The organism is Pseudoalteromonas luteoviolacea (assembly GCF_001696455.1).
GTDB lineage: Bacteria > Pseudomonadota > Gammaproteobacteria > Enterobacterales > Alteromonadaceae > Pseudoalteromonas > Pseudoalteromonas luteoviolacea_C.
This window is the reverse complement of the sequence record NZ_MAUJ01000021.1, coordinates 1-23,542: the sequence shown is the minus strand read 5'-3', so window position 1 is coordinate 23,542 and position 23,542 is coordinate 1. Positions and strand designations below refer to the sequence as shown.

Sequence of the window (23,542 nt, the reverse complement as noted above, 5' to 3'; positions counted from 1 at the left end):
AAAGCCAAATTCACCGTTTACATCTGTGGTGGTGGTAAGATCGACAGTCTGACCATATTTGTCGGTGCCCGACAGTTTGATGCTAATAGCGTTAAGGGCGAAGTCGTTCGGATCGATAACGCCATTTTGAACTACATCGAAGAACACCTTACCCGATACGGTTTTGTCGCCTGCTTTGGGCTTTTCAGTAAAGCGGATTACTGGTGTTGGATCTGTGCCGACCACCACTGTTGCGACACTACTTTCAGCGCCCTTCGCTGCCCCAATGTAACGCTTACCGATTTGATGTATCCCGGTCGACAGGTGCGTTATCGTATAGCCTGCAGAATTAGACGCTCGCAGTCCCGTGAAACTAAATGCGCCATGCTCATCGGTCTTTACTGAAGCGTCTATTTTTAAGCCATATTTATCAAAGCCAGTAAGCTTTACTGTGTTACCAACTAGTGGTGAATCAGGTGCTTCTAACACACCATCTTGAGCAATATCTAAAAATACCGTGCCACTTAGGCTATTATTTCCTCGGGTGAGTTCTGCAAATGAATGTCCTTGCGATGCAGAACCAGAAGTCAGAATAATATCGGAGATAAGATCACTGCCTTCACTATTGGTAATCACAACGCCAGATTTGGCCTCTTTACCATCTACATAACCAGTAAGTGATGCTTGTGCAGGTTGTGAAAGCTGGTAGGTACCTGGTAACAAGTCATAAAAGACAAACTGCCCACTAGCATCAGTCGTCGCACGTTGTTGCGTGACTTTATTACCAACTGAGTTCACACCATCTAGCAGTATTTCAACTCCTGATAATGGTTGGTCGAAGTTGCTATCAAATACTCCATTGTTCAGTGCATCAAAAAATACGCTACCTGAGATTAACCCTTGAACAACCGACGTGGTGCTTGTTGCACGATTGTTTAGTTTGTTGGTATCGAACCCTTGCGTTTCTACCCAAGCCTCATTCGTTACTAAATTATTGGATGGCACCGCATTTAATTTAACTGGAATATTGATTGAAACCGATTCATTCATTTGAATGAGTGCGATGTCACAACGAATCAAGTCAGTGAGTGAACCAGAGCTTGGTGCTGCAGCCCTACTGCTAGTGCAGCTCCCAGCGCTAATCGTTGGTGTGCCAGCAATACTCAAGTAGCTTGGTAAATAATCATAAAAAACATTATCAGCGCTGTCTCCTGGGCCCGAATTACTGAGTGTAAATTGATAGTTGAATTGGCTACCTAAAGCGACTTTCTCCAAAGAGGCATTTTTTGTCAGGGCAAGGTCAACGGCAATCCGAATCGATGTTTTTTCACTTTCACTGTTATTTGCAGTAATTACATCCTTTTCATTTGAAAAAATAACCGCGCTGGTTGTTGCAACTTCACCCGTTGTCGAGGGGCGCGACAATATTTTAAAGAACATGTAGCGTGTATAAATTGCAGACTGAACACCGGTATTTTCCAGTAATTCATTCTCAGCAAGCGATGAGCTTGCATTCTCGGGGCCTAAGCAGTTAAAAGTAGTTTCTTGATTGAATGTCAGATTTTGATTGCTACAGCGCGCAGTAGCAGCACTACATGTGCCACTGACGCTACTATCACATAAGAACTGTAGTTGTTTACTACTGCTGGCAGGTGAGATTGAAAAGTTATAGCCAACACCACTCGCAACGGATGTTTCGCCGTTATTGTCAGTCAAATACTCTAAGTCAACCTTGTATACAACGACGTTATCCAGTGTTGCTGGGAATGATCTAGGGTCGGGATACCAGCCAAGTGGGTCACTGATGTCATTATTTTCAATTTTTAAATTGGCTTCTCGTATCTCTACATTTAGCGACTTACTGAACTGATTATTAGTACTATTGCTATCTAATGACATAGAGGCAGCGGACAATTTACTCGTGCTACTTAATATCCAATCTAATCTATCTGACGCACTCTTTGGGCGCAGCGAAATCTCGACACTTTGCACTTCGTTACTCGCAAGTGCACCAATCTCACACCGTAATGTTTTGGTCAATTCAGTGTAGCTACAAATGCCGTTTTGCCCTGCCCGAGAAAACGTACTACTGATAAATTGATATTCTTTCCCAGTTGGTACGTTAAACGTGTGTTCTAAAACAACATTGCTAGCGGCAATAGCACCAATATTAGCAATATGAATTGTTTGCAACGCAATGTCGCCACTGAGCACGGAGGGCTTAGCATAAGATACGTTAGTAACTGCCAAATCGAAAAGCGACTGTGCGGTTGTTGCCACACTTGAAATATTATTCGCATTATTTGAGTCTATATGTGTTGCCGATGATACCCGAGCAACGTTCGTTACTTGGTTGTTCGTCGTAACAAAAGGCCTTGAAACAGTCAAAGGAATCGTAACGCTATCGCCAACAGCAAACCTTTGATTGGTGTTTAAGTTACAAGTTATTTTTGTTTGGGTATTCTCGAATTCCCCGGTATCAGAACGTCCACATGTAAACTCAGCTCCGCCAACACTCAAGTGCGCAGTATCAAAAGCAATTCCAGTATGATTATTGCCTTCTCTCGATTTAAAAGTGGCTGTGAAAGTATCTTCGATAATAAGTGATTGGCTGTCTTCTGCCACAATTTCAGAACCTGACAAGTTCTTCACTACCAGTTGATAACGGATCTCAGATTGCGCGGTTGTAAGGCTTTGGGTATCAGCCGTTTTGGTAATGCTCAGATCAGCTGACTGTGCACTCTTAATAGTTTGTGTGGCACTCGCCACACTTGGCGCACCACCAGCATCAACGACCTTAGCAATATTGGTTAAGTCACCAACTCCCTGTGCTTTTGTGGTGATAGTCAACATTGGCGCAGTACCAGTTAATGCAATGCGACTGCCGTCTTGATTTTGATATGAACAGGTAACTAAACTGCCACTCGCACCGCACGTCCAGTTAGTGCCATAATTACCAGTTGCAATGAAAACTTCGTCATTTGATAGCTCATCAGTCACGATAACTTTACCCAACGTTGAACTATTACCGTTGTTCGCCACCGTGATCTTACTTAAAATTTGGCCGCCTTGCTCGACCAAGCTTGTGCTGCCAGTGGCCGCTGATGTTTTGACTTTCGTCATTGCAAAAGAAACTGGGTTTCTTGGATGTAATCCCCATCCCTCAAAAACGGCTGAAGATTCCAATACATCATTGATATACAAAGTTGCGGTATTTTTAGGGCGATAATTACTCTCAGTTCCGACATAAACGGGAGAGCGCACAGAAATTGTAATCTCTATAACTTCATTGGCACCAATTTGAGCACCAGTACACGTCACTTTTGAATTTGAAATGCTGCACCAATTTGTAATCGATTGCCAAACGCCATTTGCTTTTTTTCGCGTTGCTGTAGAGAGTGGTACGTAGCCTGATGTTTGATTAAAGTCATCTACAATCTTGACGTTATTTGCAGCTCCCCCTCCTGAATTGGTCACAAGAATCGTGTAATCAAACACTTTCCCCATATAATTAATATTGCTGTCCCAGTTCAAATTGGTCGATTTAGTGATGTTCAAATCAGCAGCTAAAGCCAGCACTGTAAAACTGGCAGTTGTACTACTTGACTCTCTGTTCCCATGAGCAACCGTTGCTCGATTCACTGAATTTGCACCGGCCTGCAGGGCTTTAACTTTGACATTCAACGACCAAGTTTGACCCTTAGTAAAACTATTGGATTTTGGTGTGCAGCTCAACGACTGACTATTGCCTGCATTGAGCGCGCAGCTAAAATGGTTGGAAGTGTAACTCACAAAGCTAACATTGCTTGGTAAGCTGTCCACCAGCTCTTCTATTGTTGTCGTTTCTCCAGTATTCGTTACTGAAATATTGAAGTCGAATTCATCTCCAACTAAATAACTCTTATTCTCTACCAAAGACTTAGCTATCGACACGAAAGAAGTTTGCGCCTGGCTGGTCACGATACTGACACTGGCTTGGTTGTTACTGGTATTTAGATCCACCTCGTTCGCGTTCACTTCAACGCGAGTTGAAAATGTGGCCTCATTCATTGGCGCGTTCGCAAAAACCCTAATAACAACGCTGTCATTTTTAGCCATGACACTTTGTGATTGGCAGTTTAAGGTAAGATTCGCGATATTACATACCCAGCCTACAGGTGTTTGGGCTACAACATTACTCATGCCAGTGGCCAAGGTCATACTTACTTTAGCTGTGTTTACAGCACTAGGTCCTAGGTTTGATACTGTCACATCATAGTAGTGTCGTTCGTCTGGCGATAAACTCAAAGGCCCCCACCAAGAGGGAGTACCATCGGATTTAAACTGCTTCAAAGCCACACTTAAATCAGCATTGGGATTCACCTTGGTATTTACAGATGCCTGATCATTTTGCGAGTCTAACTCTGCTGTCTCACTTTTTATGCTGCTAGAAGCCGTGACCGTTCCACTGCTTATTTCGCTGACCTTTGCTTGAATACTAATGGTTGAAGAGGCACCTGCAACTAGGGTAGCCACTTTACAGGTAATGGTTTGTGTCCCTGAACATTCCCAGCCATTTAGCATTGCTGAAGGCGCATTTTGCCAACTGGTAAAACTCGGTAAATTGTGTGTCACCACAGCGTTAGCTGCCGCATCCGGCCCATGGTTTTTAACAGTGATTTGATAGGTAAAAGTCTTGTCCAAGTAAACCGAAGAAGGGGTTGAAATCAAAGACGTTACCGCAAGATCAACCCCTGCAATAATAGAGGTATTTTGCGTCTCTGTATTATTTAATAATTTATTGCTTGATTCGTTGTCTGCACTAATTCTGACACTTGGTTCAATTGTATCCCCCGTCTGTGCCGATGTTTTTATCGTCACCAATAAGGAGTTACTTACCCGACCGGATAGTTGACCAACAGGACAGACTAGCTTGGTTTTTGTTTGGCCATTGTCCAAATAGCTTTGCTCTGAACAGGATTTGGAACTGGATACAAAGCTCGTCGTTTGTGGTAAGAAAAATTCCACCACGACATTGTTTGCAGTATCTTCTTCTGAATTGGTAAATTCAAGGTTATAACGGACCTCACCACCACGTGGCACCGTGGTATCTAGATCTTCAAATGTGGATATTTGTAGATCCACTGCACTTGCTAATGCACAAAACAGCAGAAAAAAGAGTGAGAATAACGAAAATAACAACTGCTTCAATTTCAATAACCCGAACAATAAAGGAAACTCAACCCGTTTCTAATATGGTACTAATAAAAATGGATGAGAATTCTATTGAATCTGGTTGCTGTAATCCAGTGTAATTTCCCTGAAATAAAAACATTTGTAAATGGCACTAAAGCATTAGTCCAATAACAAATACTTTTATCTAATAATTAATATTCAAGCTACTAATTTAGAGTGATAATCAGATAACCTTCTAGCACTTTGTTTAGCAATACTATGCAGTGCTTGCCAATCAACATTGGCTGAATCAAACATAGATAAACGCACTTCTTGTAATGCCACATGCAGTGCACGCATACCCAAAGAAGACGCTTCTTCTTCTAAGTGAATTAGCTTCTCTTCCAGTGCTTCCAGCGCTTGAATGTCTGCCAGTCCTCTTAGTTGCGCAAACTCATAGTCTAATCGATCGCTCAGATACATCAGCTTTGTGGTGAGTATTTGCGGCTCTATCGTCCCAGCTAACTGCTGAATAACATCAAGGTCTAGCAAATCCTGCTCTGTCATGATGCTCTTGGCTGGCAGAAGAAGATTAGACAACAACTTTTCTAATTGTGGTAAAACAATGGGCTTAGCTAAAAAGTATTCTATCCCTGCCGAGAAGTATGCTTGCTGAGCCTGCTCATCTATGTCCCCAGTGATCGCGATAACCTTTGGTGGAAACGGTAAATTTAATGGCTTAAATACTTGCCGATACCAATCTAAGCCATGACCATCACGTAAATGCATATCTAAGAAAATAAGATCAAAGTGCATGCTTTTCAAAGCTTGCTCAGCTTCAGATAAGGTCGATGCGATCTGATAATTTAACGTGAGTGAGGATAAAAAATGTTTGATGATTTCTTGATTTAATAAATTGTCCTCAACTACGAGTATATTTCCTGACAGCTGAGAAATCGATACGGGTTCATGTCCCTTTTGCTGTTGTTCAACGGCGTGCTCCGACACATTTAACAACTCAATATCAAAATAAAATAAGCTGCCTTGTCCAAGCTCACTCTTTACTTCAAGCCTTGAATTTAAAGTCTGCAACAATTGCTGGCACAGCACCAGTCCAACGCCAGCACTTTGAGCAATTGGCAGCGCAGGATCCGCTGAGTCAAAAGGCTTAAATAGCTGTTCGATCTGAATGTCACTCATTCCATCGCCAGTATCTGCAACTTCAAATCTGAGTATGGCACTTTGAGACTTCTTGCGCAGTAAACTTATTGCCAGCGTTACTTTGCCTTGATGTGTATATTTAATAGCATTTGATAACAGATTCTTGATTACCAAACCCAAGGTATCTTGGTCCACTAAATATTGTGCCATCGACGCCACACCGGTGGATCTTGACTCAAGCACGACATTTTTATCTTGTACTAATGGCTTAAACTGCGCGATTAATTGGGCTGTAAACTCAGGTAATGTGGTCGGGGTTTGTCTAGACGCCTTTCCCCGTGCATTCAATAATACTTGATTTGCCAAGTCTGCCAGTGACATAGCTGTTGAGATAATTACATCACAATACTGAACATACTTTTGCGGCTCCCTCGGCGCTTGCTTAATCATTTCAGCATGTCCCACAATGGCATTGAGTGGGGTTCTCAATTCATGACTCAACAACGTTAAAAACTGCTCTTTTTGTTGAGTTTCCTCTTTGGCTCTTTGAGTCACATTGGCCAGTAGCTGCTCTTTTCTGCAGCTACATAATAAACATAAAGAAAAACACAAAATGAGTGGCATCACGATAACAGACAACGAAAAGAATTGATTCATCCAATTGTTCGTCCCTAACGTGTCACTATGCTCATAATTACCGAGCATAGTGAGTCGCAAAGTAAACACGCTCAATAATGAAATACAGGCCAGTGCAAAAGTCCAATGTGCAGGCGAAAAGCCCGTAAACGATTTACCTTGCCCCACCCAAAGCGCACGTAAACATAGCGTCATAGCCAACAACCACACGAGGTAATTAACAACGACACGCACTAAAAAGCTGGCATCAATAAAGGTGAAATAAATAAAACTGGGAAAGAATATAAACGCGAGCAAATACCAAGGCCAGTTATATGCCCGCACGACAAAAAACCTTTCAACTCCGCGAGTTAACATGAATAAGCCTAATAGAATTAACGTATTAGGAACCATAATTGACCAAATGGGAGACAGCGTCTGCGAAGACTGAAATATACAGGCTATAGCAGCACTCAGCACAAACCCAAACCACAAGCGTGTGCCTGCTATCCGCTTATGTATCAGCCAATTTACCATCATAAACACAGCACATACGCAGGTCGTCAATGCCAATATTTTGAGTAGGAGTTTTGGGTCGCCCATCAAGAAAGATTACAATATGTTAATCATTAACTAGTATTATATTACTAACTGTATACATGAATAAATAGGGAAATACACTTACTAAGAAAAAATCAGCACTTACAGCCACCCTTTTTGCCTAGCAATTCGCGCAGCATCCACCCTGTTTGTTGCATTCAACTTAGCAATGGCTTCTGAAAGATAGTTTCGTACCGTGCCATCACTCAAAAATAACTGCTGAGCGATCTGACTTGTTTTCAGCCCCTCACTCGCTAGCCTCAAAGCTTTGCGCTCTTTATCCGACAGCGGATCTTTTTCGTCGAGTGCATTCATAGCGAGTTCCGGATCGATGACTTTTTGTCCAACAGAGACCTTTTTCAATGCATTAATCAGGTACTCACTCGGCGCCTCTTTAAGAATAAAACCTTTTACACTGGACTCCATTGCTCGGCGAATATAACCTGCTCGTGAGAATGTGGTCATAATCACAAACTTAATGTGCGGATACCGAGCTTCAACAGCTTGTGCCAATTCGAGCCCAGTCAGGTGAGGCATTTCAATATCGCTCAATACAATATCGACATCGCATTGGTTTAACATCTCTAGTGCTTGCTGACCATCTTCAGCTTGACCCACAACGTCTATATTAGGCTCTAAGGACAATAACGCCGCGATGGCATTTCTCACCAAAGCTTGGTCTTCTACAACGAGTACTCTCATCTACTAATCTCCTTTTTTGGTAACTGCGCCACCAGCTTCAGGCCACTTTCTGTCAACACAGTGAACGAGCCTCCTAATTCTTCAATACGAGACCTAATCCCAGTTAAACCATTACCCCATACAACTTTTCGAACCTCACCATCATCACAAAGTGTAAGCTTGTGATATTGCTCACATGTACCTAAAGAAATAGATACTTTATCAGCACTGCTGTGCTTAAGAACATTAGTAATGGCTTCTTTTGCGACAAAGCACAGGCAACTCTCTTGCTCTGGCGTTAACTCCACCTGTTGAATATCCGGTTCTACTAATACACCTTTGTCTTGTAGTCTGGAAGTCATGACCTCTAATTGGGCTCTGAGGCCCAATTGTTTCATACCTGATACGGCTTCTCTCACCTCAGACAGTGCTGTTCTTGCTAACTCTGCAACCTCTTGAGTTTCGTGTCGTGCCTTGTCATGACACCCGGCATCAATGAATTTGCCAGCGAGCTCCGATTTTAATGATATAGAGCTCAGCGAATGGCCAAGTAAGTCATGTAGATCACGAGCAATACGCTCTCGTTCCGCAATTTTCGCTAATTGGCGTATTTGCTCTCTACTTTGTTTCGACTCATTGCGATGTATTCGCTCTTTATACTCGACCACACCAAAACCAAATAATCCGAGAGAAATCACCGCGGCCGGGCCAATAAAGTAAGGCCAGTAGTTCGGGGAAATGTGCAAGGTTGCCACCAAAGTAATCGCACACATCAATACTGCTAACATCAACCAGCGCACAGTACCCAAGAAACAAAATCCAATAAAGTACCCAACATAACCAAACAAGGTACTTGTTCCTGAAGTTTCCTGCGTCATCAGGATACAAATTAGCATCATTAGAGCAATAAAATTGGTCGCGTCTTTAGCTGGCTTAATTGACGCTTTGTGATAGCAAAAGATAAAACCGACGTATGCTAAAAACTGGATGACAACTTCAGAGACTGAATACGTACCATAGTTGCGTATCATGGGGAAAAAATAGAATACAGAAAACACCAATGGCCCATAATTCCAAAAAAAATGCTTTCCAGTTCTGGCCAACTGCATTGTATGTGTCGCACTACTCATCGAGTTCTCTCTCACGATCTAAAAAGGCCTATCTCTATTCATTGTTTTACCCTACCATGAACATCATCCATCACGCAGTGACAAGTGTCACCCTAGAACGCAACAAAAATTCGATACTTGCTACTAATACAATAAAATAAAAACGACTATGCACCAAAATCAATCTGCGCTAATACAATTGCACATTGCCGTACTCATGTTTGGTGGCACGGCATTATTTTCTAAGCTAATCGCCTTGTCTGCGCTCGATATTACTGTATACCGAACAGCAATCGCTTTTTTAGCAATCGCGATTATTCTAAAACTACAAAATAAGCGCTTACGCCTCAATAACCTCAAAGACTATTTTATTGTTGCAGGTCTTGGTGTCATCATTGGTATGCACTGGGTAACCTATTTTGCTGCAATGCAAATGGCAGGAATCGCAACAGGTATTATTGCATTTTTCACCTATCCTGTGATTACAGTCTTACTCGAACCACTATTCAATCGCACTAGGCTAAAACCCACTGATCTCTTCAATTCGCTTGTAGTTATTTTGGGTATATATTTAATGGTACCCGATGCAGACTTAGGGAACCAGGTCACCCTCGGCATTTTTACAGGCGTGATTTCAGGTGTATTTTTTGCCTCACGAAACTTGCTGCAAAAAAAGTACTTTTCTGGTTACGGCGGTCCACACACTATGCTGTATCAAACTTTGACCGCCGCCTGTGTACTGTCCATTTTTATTGACACACCACCTCAGGCTTTACCCTTACAGGATATGTACTACTTAATCTTAGCTGGCGTCGTGTTCACAGCGATCCCCCACTCCTTATTTGCGAATAGTCTGCGTTACTTGAGCGCTACAACAGCAGGGTTAATTTCCTGTTTACAACCCTTGTATGGCACTGTTTTGGCTTATATGCTGTTATCAGAGACAACCAGTATGACAACACTGATTGGCGGCATTTTAGTTGTGAGTGCAGCCTGTTTTGAAACATGGTCAATAACAAGGAATAAACGATGACCCTAGTATTTGCGCACCGTGGTGCAAGTGGAAACCATCCTGAGAACTCGCTAAGTGCAATTAGCGCAGCTTTAGATGTGGATGTGGATGGTATTGAGCTTGATGTACAAAGCTGTCGCGATGACTACGCAATCATCCATGACACTTGGCTAGATAGAACGACTAATGGACGAGGTATGGTCAGAGATGCCACCCGCGAAGAGTTAAATGCGCTTGATGCAGGTAATGGCGAGGGTATACCGACGTTGCAGGATGTGTTTAACCTAATAGGCACAAACGCAACCATTAATTTAGAATTAAAACACACTTACTGCTTAGACAAATTTGTTCAATATATCGAAAAAAATGTCAATGCTGGTGTCATTAATCGCAACCAAATCATTCTATCTTCATTTGATCACCACCAGCTTGTCTGGTTAAAACAAAAATTGCCATGGGTAAAGATCGGCGCATTGACCGCCTCGATTCCACTCAATTATGCCGAGTTTGCACAAAAACTACATGCCTATAGCATTCATATGGATAAAAACTTCATCAATCATGAATTTGTTTTGGATGCTAAACAACGAGGTCTGAATGTGTACGCTTATACAGTAGATAAACAGAAAGACATTGAGTTAGTTTTAGACATGGGAGTCGATGGCATTTTCAGTAACTATCCATGCCACGCCAAAATGGCAATCAATAAACTCAATGAGAATAAGTGAGCCAAATAAAAATGTCAGCTCTTTGGCTCTAACAAACTAGCTATTTCGCGATAAACCGACTGGATTGCTTAAATAATTCTACTAAATGGTATATTTTAATAGTAATTGACGTAAATTGTGGGGGTTAATTGAAATGCAATTCCCCGCTTTACATTAACTGGCGAGTGATAAGCCTATGATGAGTTTGTACATGCGCATATATAATTTACTTGAAGAATCTCTCTTTTTTACTCTCACGAGAAAAATTTTCGGCAACCTTGGCTTTTTGTTCGTTTTTCAGCTTCTTACTTTAGGGTGGCTCTACACGCACTTGTCTGATTCAGGCACTGAGTTAGGTGGCTTTTGGTTGTTAGCGATTACTTCTGTCATCGCCTTTGTGTTCACGTTTTTTTATATGCGATATTTAATCGTCAGGCCCGTACAGGCAATGCGCGATGCCTTAGAGCAAGTTAACCACCAAGACGGCAACCTTAATGCACGATTGCCGCAATTTACATACGACGAATTTAGAGAGCTCAGCGACCAGTACAATACCTTTACCATGCACCTGAGTGAGCTTTTGGGCAATACTTATAAAAGTGCCGAGGCGGCAACCCTTAGTAACCAACAAGTGACGCATTCGATGACCAATACGGTCTCTGCGGGTGAGCAGCAAATTAGTCAAGGTGATAATATTATTGCAGCCAGTGATCAAGTTACACATAGCTTGCAAAGTATTGTGAGCAACACTGACCACGTTTACCAAGCTAATACCGAAAGCCTGCACTTTGTGAGGGGATCATCACAGTCTTTAATGACACTCGTGAGTGAAGTACAACAAATTACTTCCTTGTTAGGTAACTTCTCAACCACAGTTTCTGGACTGAAGGAAAACAGCGACAATATCCGCAATATCCTAAAAATGGTTGAAGAATTCTCGGACCAAACAAACTTGCTCGCGCTCAATGCGGCTATCGAGGCGGCTCGCGCTGGTGAAGCTGGTAGAGGATTTGCTGTGGTTGCAGATGAAGTACGCAACCTATCCGTCAAAGTAAATGACGCTACTCGCCAAATTAGCGACTTTATTAACCAGATGGACCATTTAGTCAGTGAAACACACCAAGAGTCGGAACAGTTAATTTCGCACTCTAGCAGTGCCGAAAAAGCGATTAGTGACACTTCAAAAGGTTTTGCTGATATGAGTGAAGACTTCGAGCGTAACCAGTCTCAACTGGAAGAAATCGTCAGCGCAGTACACCAGTTAGAAGATACGCAAAATCACACGCATCAAGCAGTTCAACAAATCGTGGCATTGGGACAATCTGCTAAATCGCAATTAGATACCGCATTGCATGATTGCCAAAATGCCCACCAGCTCACCGCGACCACGCAAAAAGAGTTACAGCGATTTGTACAAGCATAGACCCAGTCAAAGCTGGGTCTGCTGAATCAATTAAGCTCGATCCACATCGAAGGCTATCACCTCTTTAATTGAGCTTTTGCCCGTTGCCAACATAACCAAACGATCAATACCCAATGCCACCCCTGCACAAGCTGGCAAGCCACTCTCTAGTGCAGCCAAGAAGCGTTGATCTTTCTCGACTTTGGGTAACCCCATTGTTGTTCGCATGTCATTATCTTCGTCAAAGCGCTTACTTTGCTCACTGGCATCCGTTAATTCATTGAAACCATTCGCAAGCTCCATGCCTTGATAGTAGAGTTCAAAACGACCTGCGACTCGAGGATCAGCGTCATTTAGCTGCGCAAGCGCCGCTTGTGAGGCTGGAAAGTGATAAACAAAACAAGGTGTATCTCGCCCTATTTGCGGCTCAATTTCCATACAAAATAGTAATTGTAGTAGTGGATCAATGAACTGCTCTGTCGCGGCTATTTCTTCATAACCATATTTCGCACACAGTAACTTTAATTCGTCTAGCTCGATGTCCAGAGGATCAACGCCCAAATAAGTTTTAAACGCGTCTTGGTAACTAATGCGCACAGCCTGCTTACATGAGAGTACCGTTTGCATCAAACAATCTATCTCATCCATTAGTGCAAATTCATCAAACCCAGGACGATACCACTCAAGCATTGTAAACTCGGGGTTATGATGGCGTCCCGATTCTTCGTTACGAAATGCCTTACCAATTTGAAAAATAGCGCCACTCCCGGCCGCGAGTAAACGTTTCATGGCAAACTCTGGCGAGGTCTGGAGGTACAGAGGTAAGCCTTTTGCATAGCGAGGACCAATAAACTCGGTTGCAAATGTAGCAAGATGAACATCAGTGACGGACGCTTGACTTAAACAGGGTGTCTCAACTTCCATCACATCACGCGCCGCAAAAAAGGCCCTTATGTTGGCTAATACACTCGCTCTTTGTTTTAGCGTCTCAATTTGCGCACTCGGCGCCCACAATGCTTCATTCATGTTTACTTTTACCTAGTTAACTATACCTATCATAAAAAAATCTCGGCATGAGCCGAGATTTTTCGCATTGTATTCGTTAAGTAAAGTTTACTTAACGCGGCTTACGTATTCGCCTGTACGCGTGTCTACTTTGATCACTTCGCCAATTTGAACGAAGAGCGGCACTCGTACAACAGCACCTGTAGTAAGCGTTGCAGGTTTACCACCTGTGCCAGCAGTATCACCTTTAAGACCAGGATCTGTATCTGTGATCTCTAGCTCTACAAAGTTTGGTGGTGTTACTGCAATTGGGTTTCCGTTCCATAGCGTAATTGTACAAACATCGTTTTCTACTAACCACTTAACGTTTTCGCCAACTGCTTTTTCATCAGCAGCGATCTGTTCGAATGTGTCGTTGTTCATGAAATGCCAGAACTCACCATCTGCGTACAAATACGCTAAGTCAGTTTCCATAACATCTGCACCTTCAACTGAATCGCCAGATTTAAACGTTTTTTCTAATACTTTTCCTGAGATCAACTTACGGATCTTAACTCGGTTGAAAGCTTGGCCTTTACCAGGTTTAACCATTTCGTTTTCTAGGATCGTACAAGGCTCGCCATCCATCATAATTTTTAGGCCGCCCTTGAACTCGTTGGTGCTATAATTCGCCATCGTATCCTCTAATCATCGTATTTCGAGTAATAAACCTGCTAATGATACAAATAAATGAAGTAAATTTGCATACCAACTGGCAAAAAGAATTGGCAAATGTCATAACTTGCCCAGAAACACTCATCAAAATGCTGGGGTTAGAAGGGCATTTCAATACCAAAGACCTAGCCGCAAAGCGTCTATTCCCATTACGTGTCCCTCGTCCATTTGTTGAAAAGATGCGCTTTGGCGATCCTTCTGACCCTTTATTATTGCAAGTGATGCCCTTACATCAGGAGTTCATAGCAGTCAGTGGCTTCAATAAAGATCCGCTTGAAGAACAGGACGCCCCCGTGCCTGGTTTATTACATAAATATAAGTCACGCGTTTTACTGATGCTAAAAACAGGCTGCGCAGTCAATTGCCGATACTGCTTTAGACGTCACTTTCCTTATCAGGAAAACCAAATAAATAAACGCACACTACAGCCTATTTTTGATTACCTCGTCGATCATCCCGAAATTAATGAAGTGATTTTAAGTGGTGGCGACCCACTTATGGCCAAAGATGACATGATTGCGTGGCTCATAGATAAACTTGAACAACTGCCACAAATTAAAAGGCTGAGGATACACAGTCGATTACCAATCGTAATCCCTGCAAGGATCACCAGTGAGTTATGTGAGCTTCTTAAAAAAAGTCGACTTAAAACGATTCTAGTGAATCACATTAACCACCCCAATGAAATCGATGCACATTTCACAGATGCGATGCAAAAACTAAAACGCGCAGGTGTTACATTACTTAATCAAACAGTGTTACTTAAAGGGATCAACGACACACCCAAAGCGCTCATTGAATTAAGTGAGGCCTTATTTGAAAGCGATGTTTTACCTTATTACTTGCACTTGCTAGACAAGGTTGAAGGCGCAAGCCACTATGACTTGGCGCAACAAGAGGCTATTTCTCTAGTTGCTGAGATGCTAGACGCGTTACCAGGATTCCTCGTACCAAAATTGGTAAGAGAAATCGGCGGCAAACAGAGTAAGACGCCGATTGATTTGCAATTGAGCTAAGTTCAAATGCAAAACATCAATGTGTACTACACATACACATTGATGTTGTTGCCCAAAGACGCTGTGACTGATTTAGCGGGTGTCTGCGCTGCGGCAGTGCTACCAGCTGATTCAATTAACGCTAGGGCGGCTCGTCCATCTGCTTGCTGTTGCTTTTTAGCCAGAGAAGCGCTGTATACTTCGCCACCCGGCCCGGCGCCAGACATAGCAGGAAGGTTACTTCCGGAAATATTCATAGGCATTTACCTGACAAGTTTGATGGATCCAAGTAAAATATCGACCGAATCACACCAGACTTTAGGAAAAATATGCAAGCTATCATCGAAAAGCTCAACGAAAACTTAAAAGTTGTTTACCGTCAAGCACTTGACGCTGATAAAAAATTAGATGAACTGCAACAACAAGGTCATGGAAAATTTACTGCATTGTTTACCAAGGATGCGGGGTTTGGGTTTGAAGCCAAGCGATTTAAACCTTATGTATTGGATGTGGCGGCCGATGTAGATGCACTAAGCAAATCCGAACAATTAGATGAAGCGCAACTTAAAAAAGCCGTGTTTAAGTTACAGCAACTTCTCCAGCTACTTGCCACTTTCAAATAAAAAGAGCGCTAATGCGCTCTTTTTATTCAAATTACTGGTGCTATTTCATCTTTATACCAATCGCTCAAAAGGCGCTTGTCGTAATAAAACTCTGAGTCTCTGCCCATTTTAATTTTATCCATAAAGCCCAAGTCTTTTAACACCTTTGACTTTGCTTCAGTAATCACCTTGCCTGAGCTATCCGTCAAGCTGTAGGACATTTTTAAGCGCGGAAAATAAATCGGTTTAATTATACGTATATCATTCATATTAAACCGGACATCACCAGCTAAATCGACATCCTCAAAAGTAACTGACATAGTGTATCCAGCAGGCATATCAGCAGCTAGTTTATTTAAATGCTGTTCAAACTTTTTCGCAATACGTTTGTGGTATCCGCCTCGAGTTTCATTTGCAGGGAAAACGTCTCGATACTCTTTAAAATCTAGCCAAGTTACATTTACCTCACCAGCACTTGCCGTCATGGGAAGGAACATCGCTGCAATCACATATTTGATATATTTCATAATAAACTCCTCTCGTTGGCCTGTATGTTCATAATCTGCTCACATCGCTGAACGAAAACTTAAGGGTTACATCCCTTTACAGGCTTTTACGCGTGATCACTTTACAACCACTTCGAGCGCCTACAAAGCGCTCTTTTGTTCCCGAATTCGATAGAACAATGCATACAAAACTGGGACTACACCAAGTGTCAATAAGGTCGAAAACAATAGTCCACCCATTATACCTAGCGCCATTGGCTCCCACATCTCACCACCTCCTAGATACAAAGGAATTAACCCAAATACCGTAGTTGCAGTAGTAAGTAATATTGGCCTCATACGCTGCTGTGCAGCCATGACAATCGCCTCGACCGGATTGTCAGGCATATTGTTGAGCTCAATCTTAATTCGCTCCAGCAACACGATGGCATTGTTTATCACAATCCCTGCCAAAGAGATAATACCCAGTAAGGTCATAAAGCCGAAAAATGATTGCCCTACTAGTAGACCGAGGATAACGCCAATAAATCCCAGTGGAATAGTCGTAAGAACAATGATCGATTTTCGTATTGAATTAAATTGACCAATCAACAAAATTACGATGATAAAGACCGCAATAGGCATTTTATCTGCAATCGACTGATTTGCTTTACCAGATGATTCAGCCTCACCACCCAATTCATATGAATAACCAAATGGCCAGCTTTTCTTTTGTTCTTCCAGCCATGGCACCAATGCATCAAACCCTTCGTCTGCGGTAATAGCATCTAACTGGGCACCGACAGCAACAGATTTCAATCTATCACGTCTTAAGATTTGCGCACTTTCCCAGACAATCTCAATATCCGCGACTTGTTTTAATGGTACGGAGGCGCCTGTAGCTTGTGAATACACCATCATCGCTTCCAGTTTGCCGATATCATCCCTATCAGCTGCAACAGAACGCAAGGTGACAGGGATGAGCTCATTACCTTCACGGTATTGAGTTAATTCTAACCCACTGAACCCAGTTTGCAGTGAACTAGCAATGTCCTTGCTAGAGACACCAACACGCCTTGCACGTGTTTGGTTGATTTTGATTTGTACTTTTTTGCTCGGTAGACCCCAATCATCACTTACTGCTTTAAGCCCAGGTGTTGCATGCATCTGCTGTTTTAACGCATCAACAATACCCATTAATGTTTCCTTATCGTCGCCCGATAGCCTGATCTCGACCGGATTGGCAATTGGCGCTCCATTTTCTATCTTTCGTTGTTTAATCAAAAGATCCGGATGTCTACTCAATGCATAGCGTTCGATATCTATCATCAAATCATCGATTAAGTGATATGACGTGGTGCTTACTATCATCAACGCATAGTTCGCACTGGTGGGTTCAGGGCTGTGTGTCAGCAAGAACCTTGGACCACCATTGCCGATATAACTTACCCACTCAGTCACGCCCTCAGCGCGTTCATCAGAGACTTGTAGCTCTCGTTGTAAAAAGGCTTCAATGTCTTTAACCATGGCCTCAGTAGTTTGTAACCGCGTCCCTATTGGTAATTCGAGTTCTACTTTAAAGTAGTCTCGATCTGATGGGGGGAAGAATACCTTTGGAATGTACTGCATCCCCTGCAGCGCCACATAAAATGCGGCTACACATGCTAAAATAGTCATCCAGCGATAGCGTATCATTACAGTTAACAGCTTTTTATAACCTAGATAGACGCCAGAGTCGTAGTCGGCTGCCTGCGATTTCACACGTGTAAAATACACACATAGCATTGGGATCATCGTCATCGCCAATAGCCATGAACACAACAAAGTAATTGTCACAACTTTGAATAATGATGCCGTATATTCCCCTGTTGATGACTCAGCCAAGAAAATAGGCAAGAACGCCGCGCCCGTTGTCAAAGACGATACCAATAATGGGACTTTAAGCTCATCAGCCGAGTCCACCGCAGCGTCAATAGCGGCTTTTCCACGTTCCATTTGAACCATGATGTTTTCCGACATCACAATGCCATTATCGACTAACATACCCAGTGCGATGATAAGCGCCGCTAACGAGATCTGATCGATACTGATGTCGAAAAACGACATCACGAGTATCCCAAATACCATACTCATAGGTATCAAACTCGCTACAATCAAGCCCGTACGCAAGCCAAGAGTAAAAAGCATCACCAATGTAACCACTAATACAGCTTGAAGTAGGTTAGAAACAAAGTCACTGACCTTTTGCTCGACTTCTCGAGGCAGAAAAGACAACAATTTAAATTCAACACCGATAGGGTAAACGCTCTCGAGGTAATCCAGTGTCTCCAGTACCTGTTCACCCAGCGCGATATTGTTGCCACCTAAACGCATAGAAATAGCCAATGTCAGCCCCTCTTGCTGACCAACACGGACTTTGGACTTAGCCGGATCTACATAGTCTCTGTAAACAACCGCAATGTCTGACAGTAGCAACACTTGCTCACTACCAGGCACATTAATAATTGTATTTGCGATGTCCTCCACGGACTCAAAATTACCGCTCGGCTCAAGCGCAAGCGTTTCATCATCAATATAAATAGAACCACCTGGGTTTACGATGTTTCGAGCAGCAAGTTGTTCTTTAAGCTGACTAGGAGAAATTCCCAAAGCACCTAAGCGCGCATTTTCAAATTCGATGAATACACGTTGCTCTTGATTACCATATATTTCAACCTTTGCGGCTTCAGGTAGTCTCAGCAATGTATCTCTAACTTGCTCTGCCACATCTTCCATTTCTCGATAGCTATAGCCTTCGGCGGTTAAACCAATAACGATGCCAAATACATCACCAAATTCATCGTTTACAATGGGCGTTTGCGCATCGCTAGGCAAATCCTGCTCAATACTTTGGATTTTTCGCCTTAGGTTGTCCCAAATTGGCCGCATCTCTTTATAGCTTTCTTTAATATTAACGCTGACAATGGAAACACCCGTTTTAGACGTGCTGCTCACAAAGTCTAACTCAGGGATCTGTTGAACAACTTTCTCAATCTGGTCCGTTACTAATTCTTCAACTCGCTGTGGGCTTGCACCTGGAAAGTAAGTGACAACTTGCGCAGTACGAATGATAAACCCAGGATCATAGTCTTTCGGCATTTTGTCAAAAGAAGCAATACCAAAAAAGAGTAAAGCCGCGATCAGCACCCATGTGGTGCGATTGTTTTCTAATGCAAGTCTGGTTATGTTCACTGTGCCCCCTTGTTAAACTTTACAAGTTGACCTTTGCTGACTTTACTCATACCGGCAGTAACAATATAGTCACCTTCATTTACGCCGCTGATAACAGGGAAACCCAGTGTCGAAACCTCACCAATGACAACTGACTTTTTGGAGATTTCGCCTTTGCCATTACCGACTGAGTCAACAGTCCAAACATAATTGCCGGTTGAATCTTTAAGTACCGTGTTGATTGGCAGATATAGACCACTCTTATTGACATCTGCACCCTTTGCGAGCACTTTTGCAGTCATGCCCGGTAAAATATTATAGTTTTCAGGACGTGTCATGCTGAGTGTCACTTCATACGCCTTAGTCACTTCGTCTGCCTGCGTGCTGACTTCGACAAAGTCCAGCGGGAACGTTTTATCAGGGATCCCTGAGAACTCGGCAATAATATGCTTTGGCGCATCTTTTGATACTTTAATCATTAGGCTTTCTGGCACATTTACTTTTAAAGTGATGTGCTTTATGTCTTGAAGTGTCGCGATTACTTGCTTTGCCTGTACTTCTTCAAAGCGTTCAATATATGTCCTCGCCACGACCCCAGAAAAAGATGCCTTTAAACTGGTATACGACAGGTTATTCTGGGCATTAGCTAACTTACTTTTTGCGCTAGTAAAATGAGACTGTAACTGGTCGTAGTCTGATTGCGAAATGGTGCCAGATTTAATCAGTTGCTTCGCACGATTAAAGTCTGCTTGGGCTTTATTATAATTTGCCTGTGCTTCATCAAGGGATAGCTGATAATCAGTTGCATCCAGTTTTGCGATCACATCACCGACTTCAACCTCCTCCCCTTGTTTAACCAGTAATTCGGTCACTTCACCTGGGACTTTGAATGATAAATCAGCAGAGGATGCAGCATCTACAACAGCGGGAAATTCGACCATAGGGCCATCCACTTGTGATGATAAAAGCAGTGTTCTTACAGGGCGCAATTGCTCAGGCTCTTCTACATCAGACTGCGGTTCTCCACAGCCAGCCAAAATAGCGCAGAAAACAGCTGTTACACCAAACGACCTAATTTTTATTGTTTTCATGAAAGCTCCTTAATTTAGCCCTGTATCACGATGCTTTATCATCGCAGTAACGAAGTTATTTACCCAAATATCTAAAATTTCTCTAACCGCTTTAACATTTTCTGTGCCATCAACTTTAACAACTGTGTCTAGCGCTTTATGCGCAGTCATCATTACCACAGGCGCTTTTTTATCACCAAGATAAAAGGCTGACTCAAGCGAAACATGCGTGAGGGCTTCTGTTTGTTCAGTTGCCGCTAAATAAGCTGATTTACCAGCGTTATATACCAGTCGGATGGGTACAAAATCTCTTACCCCTAGCTCTATTGGCTCAAATTCAACGTCTGTAAATGCACCTTTAATCGTCAACACAGTGTCATCTAGCTTTTCAGGCTGTTCCGTCACTACAACATAATGGCCTTTCAGTTTATTGACCATTTCTGACTGCATATAATGACTCAGCTTTGCAACGTGCTGCGGGTTAATATTTAAAAACTCAGTTTGCTTGACATTAATCCATACTTCGAAGCGCGGTAAGTACAAGGTTTCAACCTTTGATAGCGTGCCTTTTCCAAATGAATTATCTACATAAAGCTTGGTATCTTGATATTCACTAGAAGGCTTAAGCGTTTCATAATTTGGCAAGAATCCAGACTGCGAGTTTCTGCCTGTTGAACTACAAGCCGTGACAAAGCAAAGAGTGAGTAAAATCAATAAAGTGCGCAACGAAGTCATTGTCAGCTCCATAATTATTAATATTCCTTTGGTTGTATCACATAGCCTAAATTGGCTTTGTTTTCATTTGATATTAAATGTAATTCAAAATTACATCTTTAATGATAACTACATACCAAGACGAGTAGCTAAGACCTTAGCTAACTTAAATAGTGCAAAAATAATTAGATTTTTTAGTTTAGCGCTTATAGCATAGCTAACTTACTGAGCTTTAGTCGTATTTACTGATTAAAATTTTTGAGCTTGTATCTTTTTTTATGAAAATAGAGGTAGATAAGAAAGGGGAGTCTGGTTGGTACTTTGGGCCAAGAAATGGCCCATACAGGCATAAAAGTACGTTATAAATTGCCTCTTATGACGCCAACTGCAAGGCCTTCGATATTAAAAGCCTCTTGCTCTAAATCGACTTCTATTGGGGAGAAGTCCTCGTTTTCAGCATGTAGAAAAACCTTTTTTCCAACCTTTTCAAAGCGTTTAACTGTTACGTCCTCTTCTACTCTAGCAACGACAACCTGACCATTATTCGCAACCTGTGTTCTATGTACTGCTAATAGATCTCCGTCCATAATACCAATATTTTTCATACTCATACCATTAACACGCAGTAAATAGTCTGCATTAGGCTGAAACATGCTTGGATCAACTTTACAGTGGTTCTCAATATGCTCCTGTGCCAATATAGGCTCACCAGCTGCTACTCTACCAACCAGCGGTAGACCTAGCTGCTCAGGTTCCTCAGCTTCTACTAAACGAATGCCACGACTTGCTCCCGGAACCATTTCAATCACACCTTTTTTTGCCAACGCTTTTAAGTGTTCTTCCGCTGCGTTCGCACTACGAAACCCCAAAGAGTCGGCAATTTCAGCACGTGTAGGTGGCATACCGGTATCTTTAATAAATACCTTGATGAGTTCAAAAACTTGTTCTTGTCGTTTAGTTAAGGGTCGCATATAACTGGTTTTCCATACAGTACATTTACTGTGAGTATATACAGTTCAATTAAAAGCGCAATGATCTTCTTAACATTTTGTGTTCACTCATAATTTATTTGGTGCTTTCGTGCAAAAGGTTAGCGACAGCGAACGCAGTGAGCGCGTTTCCTTTGCGCAAGTATGGTGTAAAAGGTTAACGACAGCGAACGAAGTGAGTACGCTTCTTTTACGCAAGTATGGTGTAAAAGGTTAGCGACAGTGAGCGAAGCGAATTCGCTCTTTTTACGCAAGGTGAAATAAGACATTTTAACAAGCGGTGAGGGAGTCATGACCCAACACGTTTCAATTATGAACGACTTTAAATGATACTTAGAGCCCATATCAATGCCAGTGAAAGTTACTTGCTTCACCTTGCGCTAAAGTCGCGCTAAAGCACGATTTAGCACCACAAACGCAGTGAGCACGCTTCTTTTACGCAAGTATGGTGTAAAAGGTTAGCGACAGTGAGCGAAGCGAATTCGCTCTTTTTACGCAAGGTGAAATGAATATTTTCGGCAAGAGTTAAGGGACTTATTGCCACAAGGCTCAATCATAAACGGACTTAACTGAAGCTGAGGGAGTCTTCCTCATCAGCGGTGATAGTTGCTCTCTTCACCTTGCGCTAAAGCACGATTTAGCACCATAAACGCAAAAAACCCGTCGCATTTCTGCAACGGGTTTCTTTGATTGCCCGGGGCAACCTTTGCTGGCAATGGTCCGGCTGACGGCCAGAGGCCTCGCGTTCAGTCGGTGGAAAGTGAAACTATTCACTTTCCTAACCCCGCCTTCACCCAACTTTCACATGGGAAAGCCACCGCTGGCCGCCCCCACACTATCATCGGCTATCGTGCAAAAGGTTAGCGACAGCGAACGCAGTGAGTACGCTTCTTTTGCGCAAGGTGAAGTGAGCCGGTTTAGCTGTTGCCGAGGGACTTAAACGCAAAAAAGCCCGACTCTTTCGAATCGGGCTTTCTTTTATTTGGCGCTTGGCAATGTCCTACTTTCACATGGGAAACCCCACACTATCATCGGCGCTATTTCGTTTCACTACTGAGTTCGGCATGGGATCAGGTGGTTCCAAAATGCTATGTTCACCAAGCAAATTCTTATCGTGCAAATGGTTAATGACGTCTTTTCGTCATTTCATTTGCGCAAGGTGAATTGACTTCTCGTAAGAGCTCATCTATTCACAATGCTTAAATTCGGAGAGCGTAATTAAATTCTTATCGTCTACTTTCGTTCTTAACTTCTAACAAATAAAACCACTTTGGCGTTGTATGGTTAAGCCTCACGGGTAATTAGTACGAGTTAGCTCAATGCCTCACAGCACTTCCA

The 23,542-nt window shown here is 42.5% G+C and carries 17 protein-coding genes and 1 rRNA gene; 5 read left to right on the top strand and 13 right to left on the bottom strand.

Translation table 11 applies throughout. The features are described 5' to 3' along the window. The 4 genes from A7985_RS25010 to A7985_RS24995 form a co-directional block, all read right to left on the bottom strand. Window positions 1-5,103, bottom strand: a 5,103-nt coding sequence (locus tag A7985_RS25010; RefSeq protein WP_176716808.1) for an SdrD B-like domain-containing protein, incomplete at its 3' end; no start/stop codon positions are given. A 249-nt stretch (window positions 5,104-5,352) separates the two neighbouring features. After that, on the bottom strand, window positions 5,353-7,287 hold the full coding sequence (locus A7985_RS25005; RefSeq protein ID WP_176716807.1) for an ATP-binding protein: 1,935 nt from the start codon (window positions 7,285-7,287) through the stop codon (window positions 5,353-5,355). Between the two features lie 324 nt (window positions 7,288-7,611). After that, a complete protein-coding gene (locus A7985_RS25000; RefSeq protein WP_065793104.1) occupies window positions 7,612-8,211 on the bottom strand; it encodes a response regulator transcription factor in 600 nt (199 codons plus the stop codon). Continuing rightward, window positions 8,208-9,320 (bottom strand): sensor histidine kinase, encoded by a 1,113-nt coding sequence (locus A7985_RS24995; protein WP_065793103.1) that lies wholly within the window; start codon window positions 9,318-9,320, stop codon window positions 8,208-8,210. The genes A7985_RS25000 and A7985_RS24995 overlap by 4 nt, the downstream gene beginning before the upstream one ends. Window positions 9,321-9,468: 148 nt before the next feature. On the opposite strand from A7985_RS24995, the gene A7985_RS24990 reads away from it, so the two are divergent. The 3 genes from A7985_RS24990 (at window position 9,469) to A7985_RS24980 (ending at window position 12,441) form a co-directional block, all read left to right on the top strand. After that, entirely contained in the window at window positions 9,469-10,332 is an 864-nt protein-coding gene (locus tag A7985_RS24990) for a DMT family transporter (RefSeq protein ID WP_065793102.1), read from the top strand. Further along, a complete protein-coding gene (locus A7985_RS24985; protein ID WP_065793101.1) occupies window positions 10,329-11,039 on the top strand; it encodes a glycerophosphodiester phosphodiesterase in 711 nt (236 codons plus the stop codon). The genes A7985_RS24990 and A7985_RS24985 overlap by 4 nt, the downstream gene beginning before the upstream one ends. A gap of 190 nt (window positions 11,040-11,229) precedes the next feature. After that, window positions 11,230-12,441 (top strand): methyl-accepting chemotaxis protein, encoded by a 1,212-nt coding sequence (locus A7985_RS24980; protein ID WP_065793100.1) that lies wholly within the window; start codon window positions 11,230-11,232, stop codon window positions 12,439-12,441. 30 nt (window positions 12,442-12,471) lie between these two features. On the opposite strand, the gene epmA is transcribed toward A7985_RS24980, so the two are convergent. Together epmA and efp are read right to left on the bottom strand one after the other, a co-directional pair. Further along, the gene (gene epmA, locus A7985_RS24975; RefSeq protein WP_065793099.1) at window positions 12,472-13,446 is read right to left on the bottom strand and encodes an elongation factor P--(R)-beta-lysine ligase; all 975 of its coding nucleotides are present in this window, start codon (window positions 13,444-13,446) and stop codon (window positions 12,472-12,474) included. A gap of 87 nt (window positions 13,447-13,533) precedes the next feature. Beyond that, a complete protein-coding gene (gene efp / locus A7985_RS24970; RefSeq protein ID WP_063374270.1) occupies window positions 13,534-14,100 on the bottom strand; it encodes an elongation factor P in 567 nt (188 codons plus the stop codon). A gap of 41 nt (window positions 14,101-14,141) precedes the next feature. On the opposite strand from efp, the gene epmB reads away from it, so the two are divergent. Continuing rightward, a complete protein-coding gene (gene epmB / locus A7985_RS24965) occupies window positions 14,142-15,155 on the top strand; it encodes an EF-P beta-lysylation protein EpmB (RefSeq protein WP_065793098.1) in 1,014 nt (337 codons plus the stop codon). A gap of 26 nt (window positions 15,156-15,181) precedes the next feature. Here epmB and A7985_RS24960 read toward each other — a convergent pair whose 3' ends face one another. Further along, window positions 15,182-15,391 (bottom strand): hypothetical protein, encoded by a 210-nt coding sequence (locus tag A7985_RS24960; RefSeq protein ID WP_065793097.1) that lies wholly within the window; start codon window positions 15,389-15,391, stop codon window positions 15,182-15,184. A 72-nt stretch (window positions 15,392-15,463) separates the two neighbouring features. Between A7985_RS24960 and A7985_RS24955 the strand changes: the two genes are divergently transcribed. Further along, window positions 15,464-15,757 carry a prephenate dehydrogenase gene (locus A7985_RS24955; RefSeq protein WP_065793096.1) on the top strand — a complete coding sequence of 98 codons (294 nt, stop codon included), beginning with the start codon at window positions 15,464-15,466 and terminating at the stop codon, window positions 15,755-15,757. A 26-nt stretch (window positions 15,758-15,783) separates the two neighbouring features. Here the strand turns inward: A7985_RS24955 and A7985_RS24950 are convergent, their stop codons facing one another. From A7985_RS24950 to rrf, 6 genes are all read right to left on the bottom strand, one after another. Beyond that, the gene (locus A7985_RS24950; protein WP_065793095.1) at window positions 15,784-16,263 is read right to left on the bottom strand and encodes a DUF3016 domain-containing protein; all 480 of its coding nucleotides are present in this window, start codon (window positions 16,261-16,263) and stop codon (window positions 15,784-15,786) included. Between the two features lie 120 nt (window positions 16,264-16,383). Next, window positions 16,384-19,452: an efflux RND transporter permease subunit gene (locus A7985_RS24945; RefSeq protein ID WP_065793094.1), complete on the bottom strand. Its 3,069-nt coding sequence runs from the start codon at window positions 19,450-19,452 to the stop codon at window positions 16,384-16,386. Next, window positions 19,449-20,522, bottom strand: coding sequence for an efflux RND transporter periplasmic adaptor subunit (locus A7985_RS24940; protein WP_065793093.1), 1,074 nt, complete (start codon window positions 20,520-20,522; stop codon window positions 19,449-19,451). The genes A7985_RS24945 and A7985_RS24940 overlap by 4 nt, the downstream gene beginning before the upstream one ends. Before the next feature lie 9 nt (window positions 20,523-20,531). Further along, window positions 20,532-21,236, bottom strand: coding sequence for a DUF3313 family protein (locus A7985_RS24935; RefSeq protein WP_065793106.1), 705 nt, complete (start codon window positions 21,234-21,236; stop codon window positions 20,532-20,534). 338 nt (window positions 21,237-21,574) lie between these two features. Continuing rightward, window positions 21,575-22,186: a transcriptional repressor LexA gene (lexA, locus tag A7985_RS24930; protein ID WP_065793092.1), complete on the bottom strand. Its 612-nt coding sequence runs from the start codon at window positions 22,184-22,186 to the stop codon at window positions 21,575-21,577. A 1,005-nt stretch (window positions 22,187-23,191) separates the two neighbouring features. After that, a 5S ribosomal RNA gene (gene rrf, locus A7985_RS24925) occupies window positions 23,192-23,306 on the bottom strand. Window positions 23,307-23,542 lie beyond the last annotated feature (236 nt).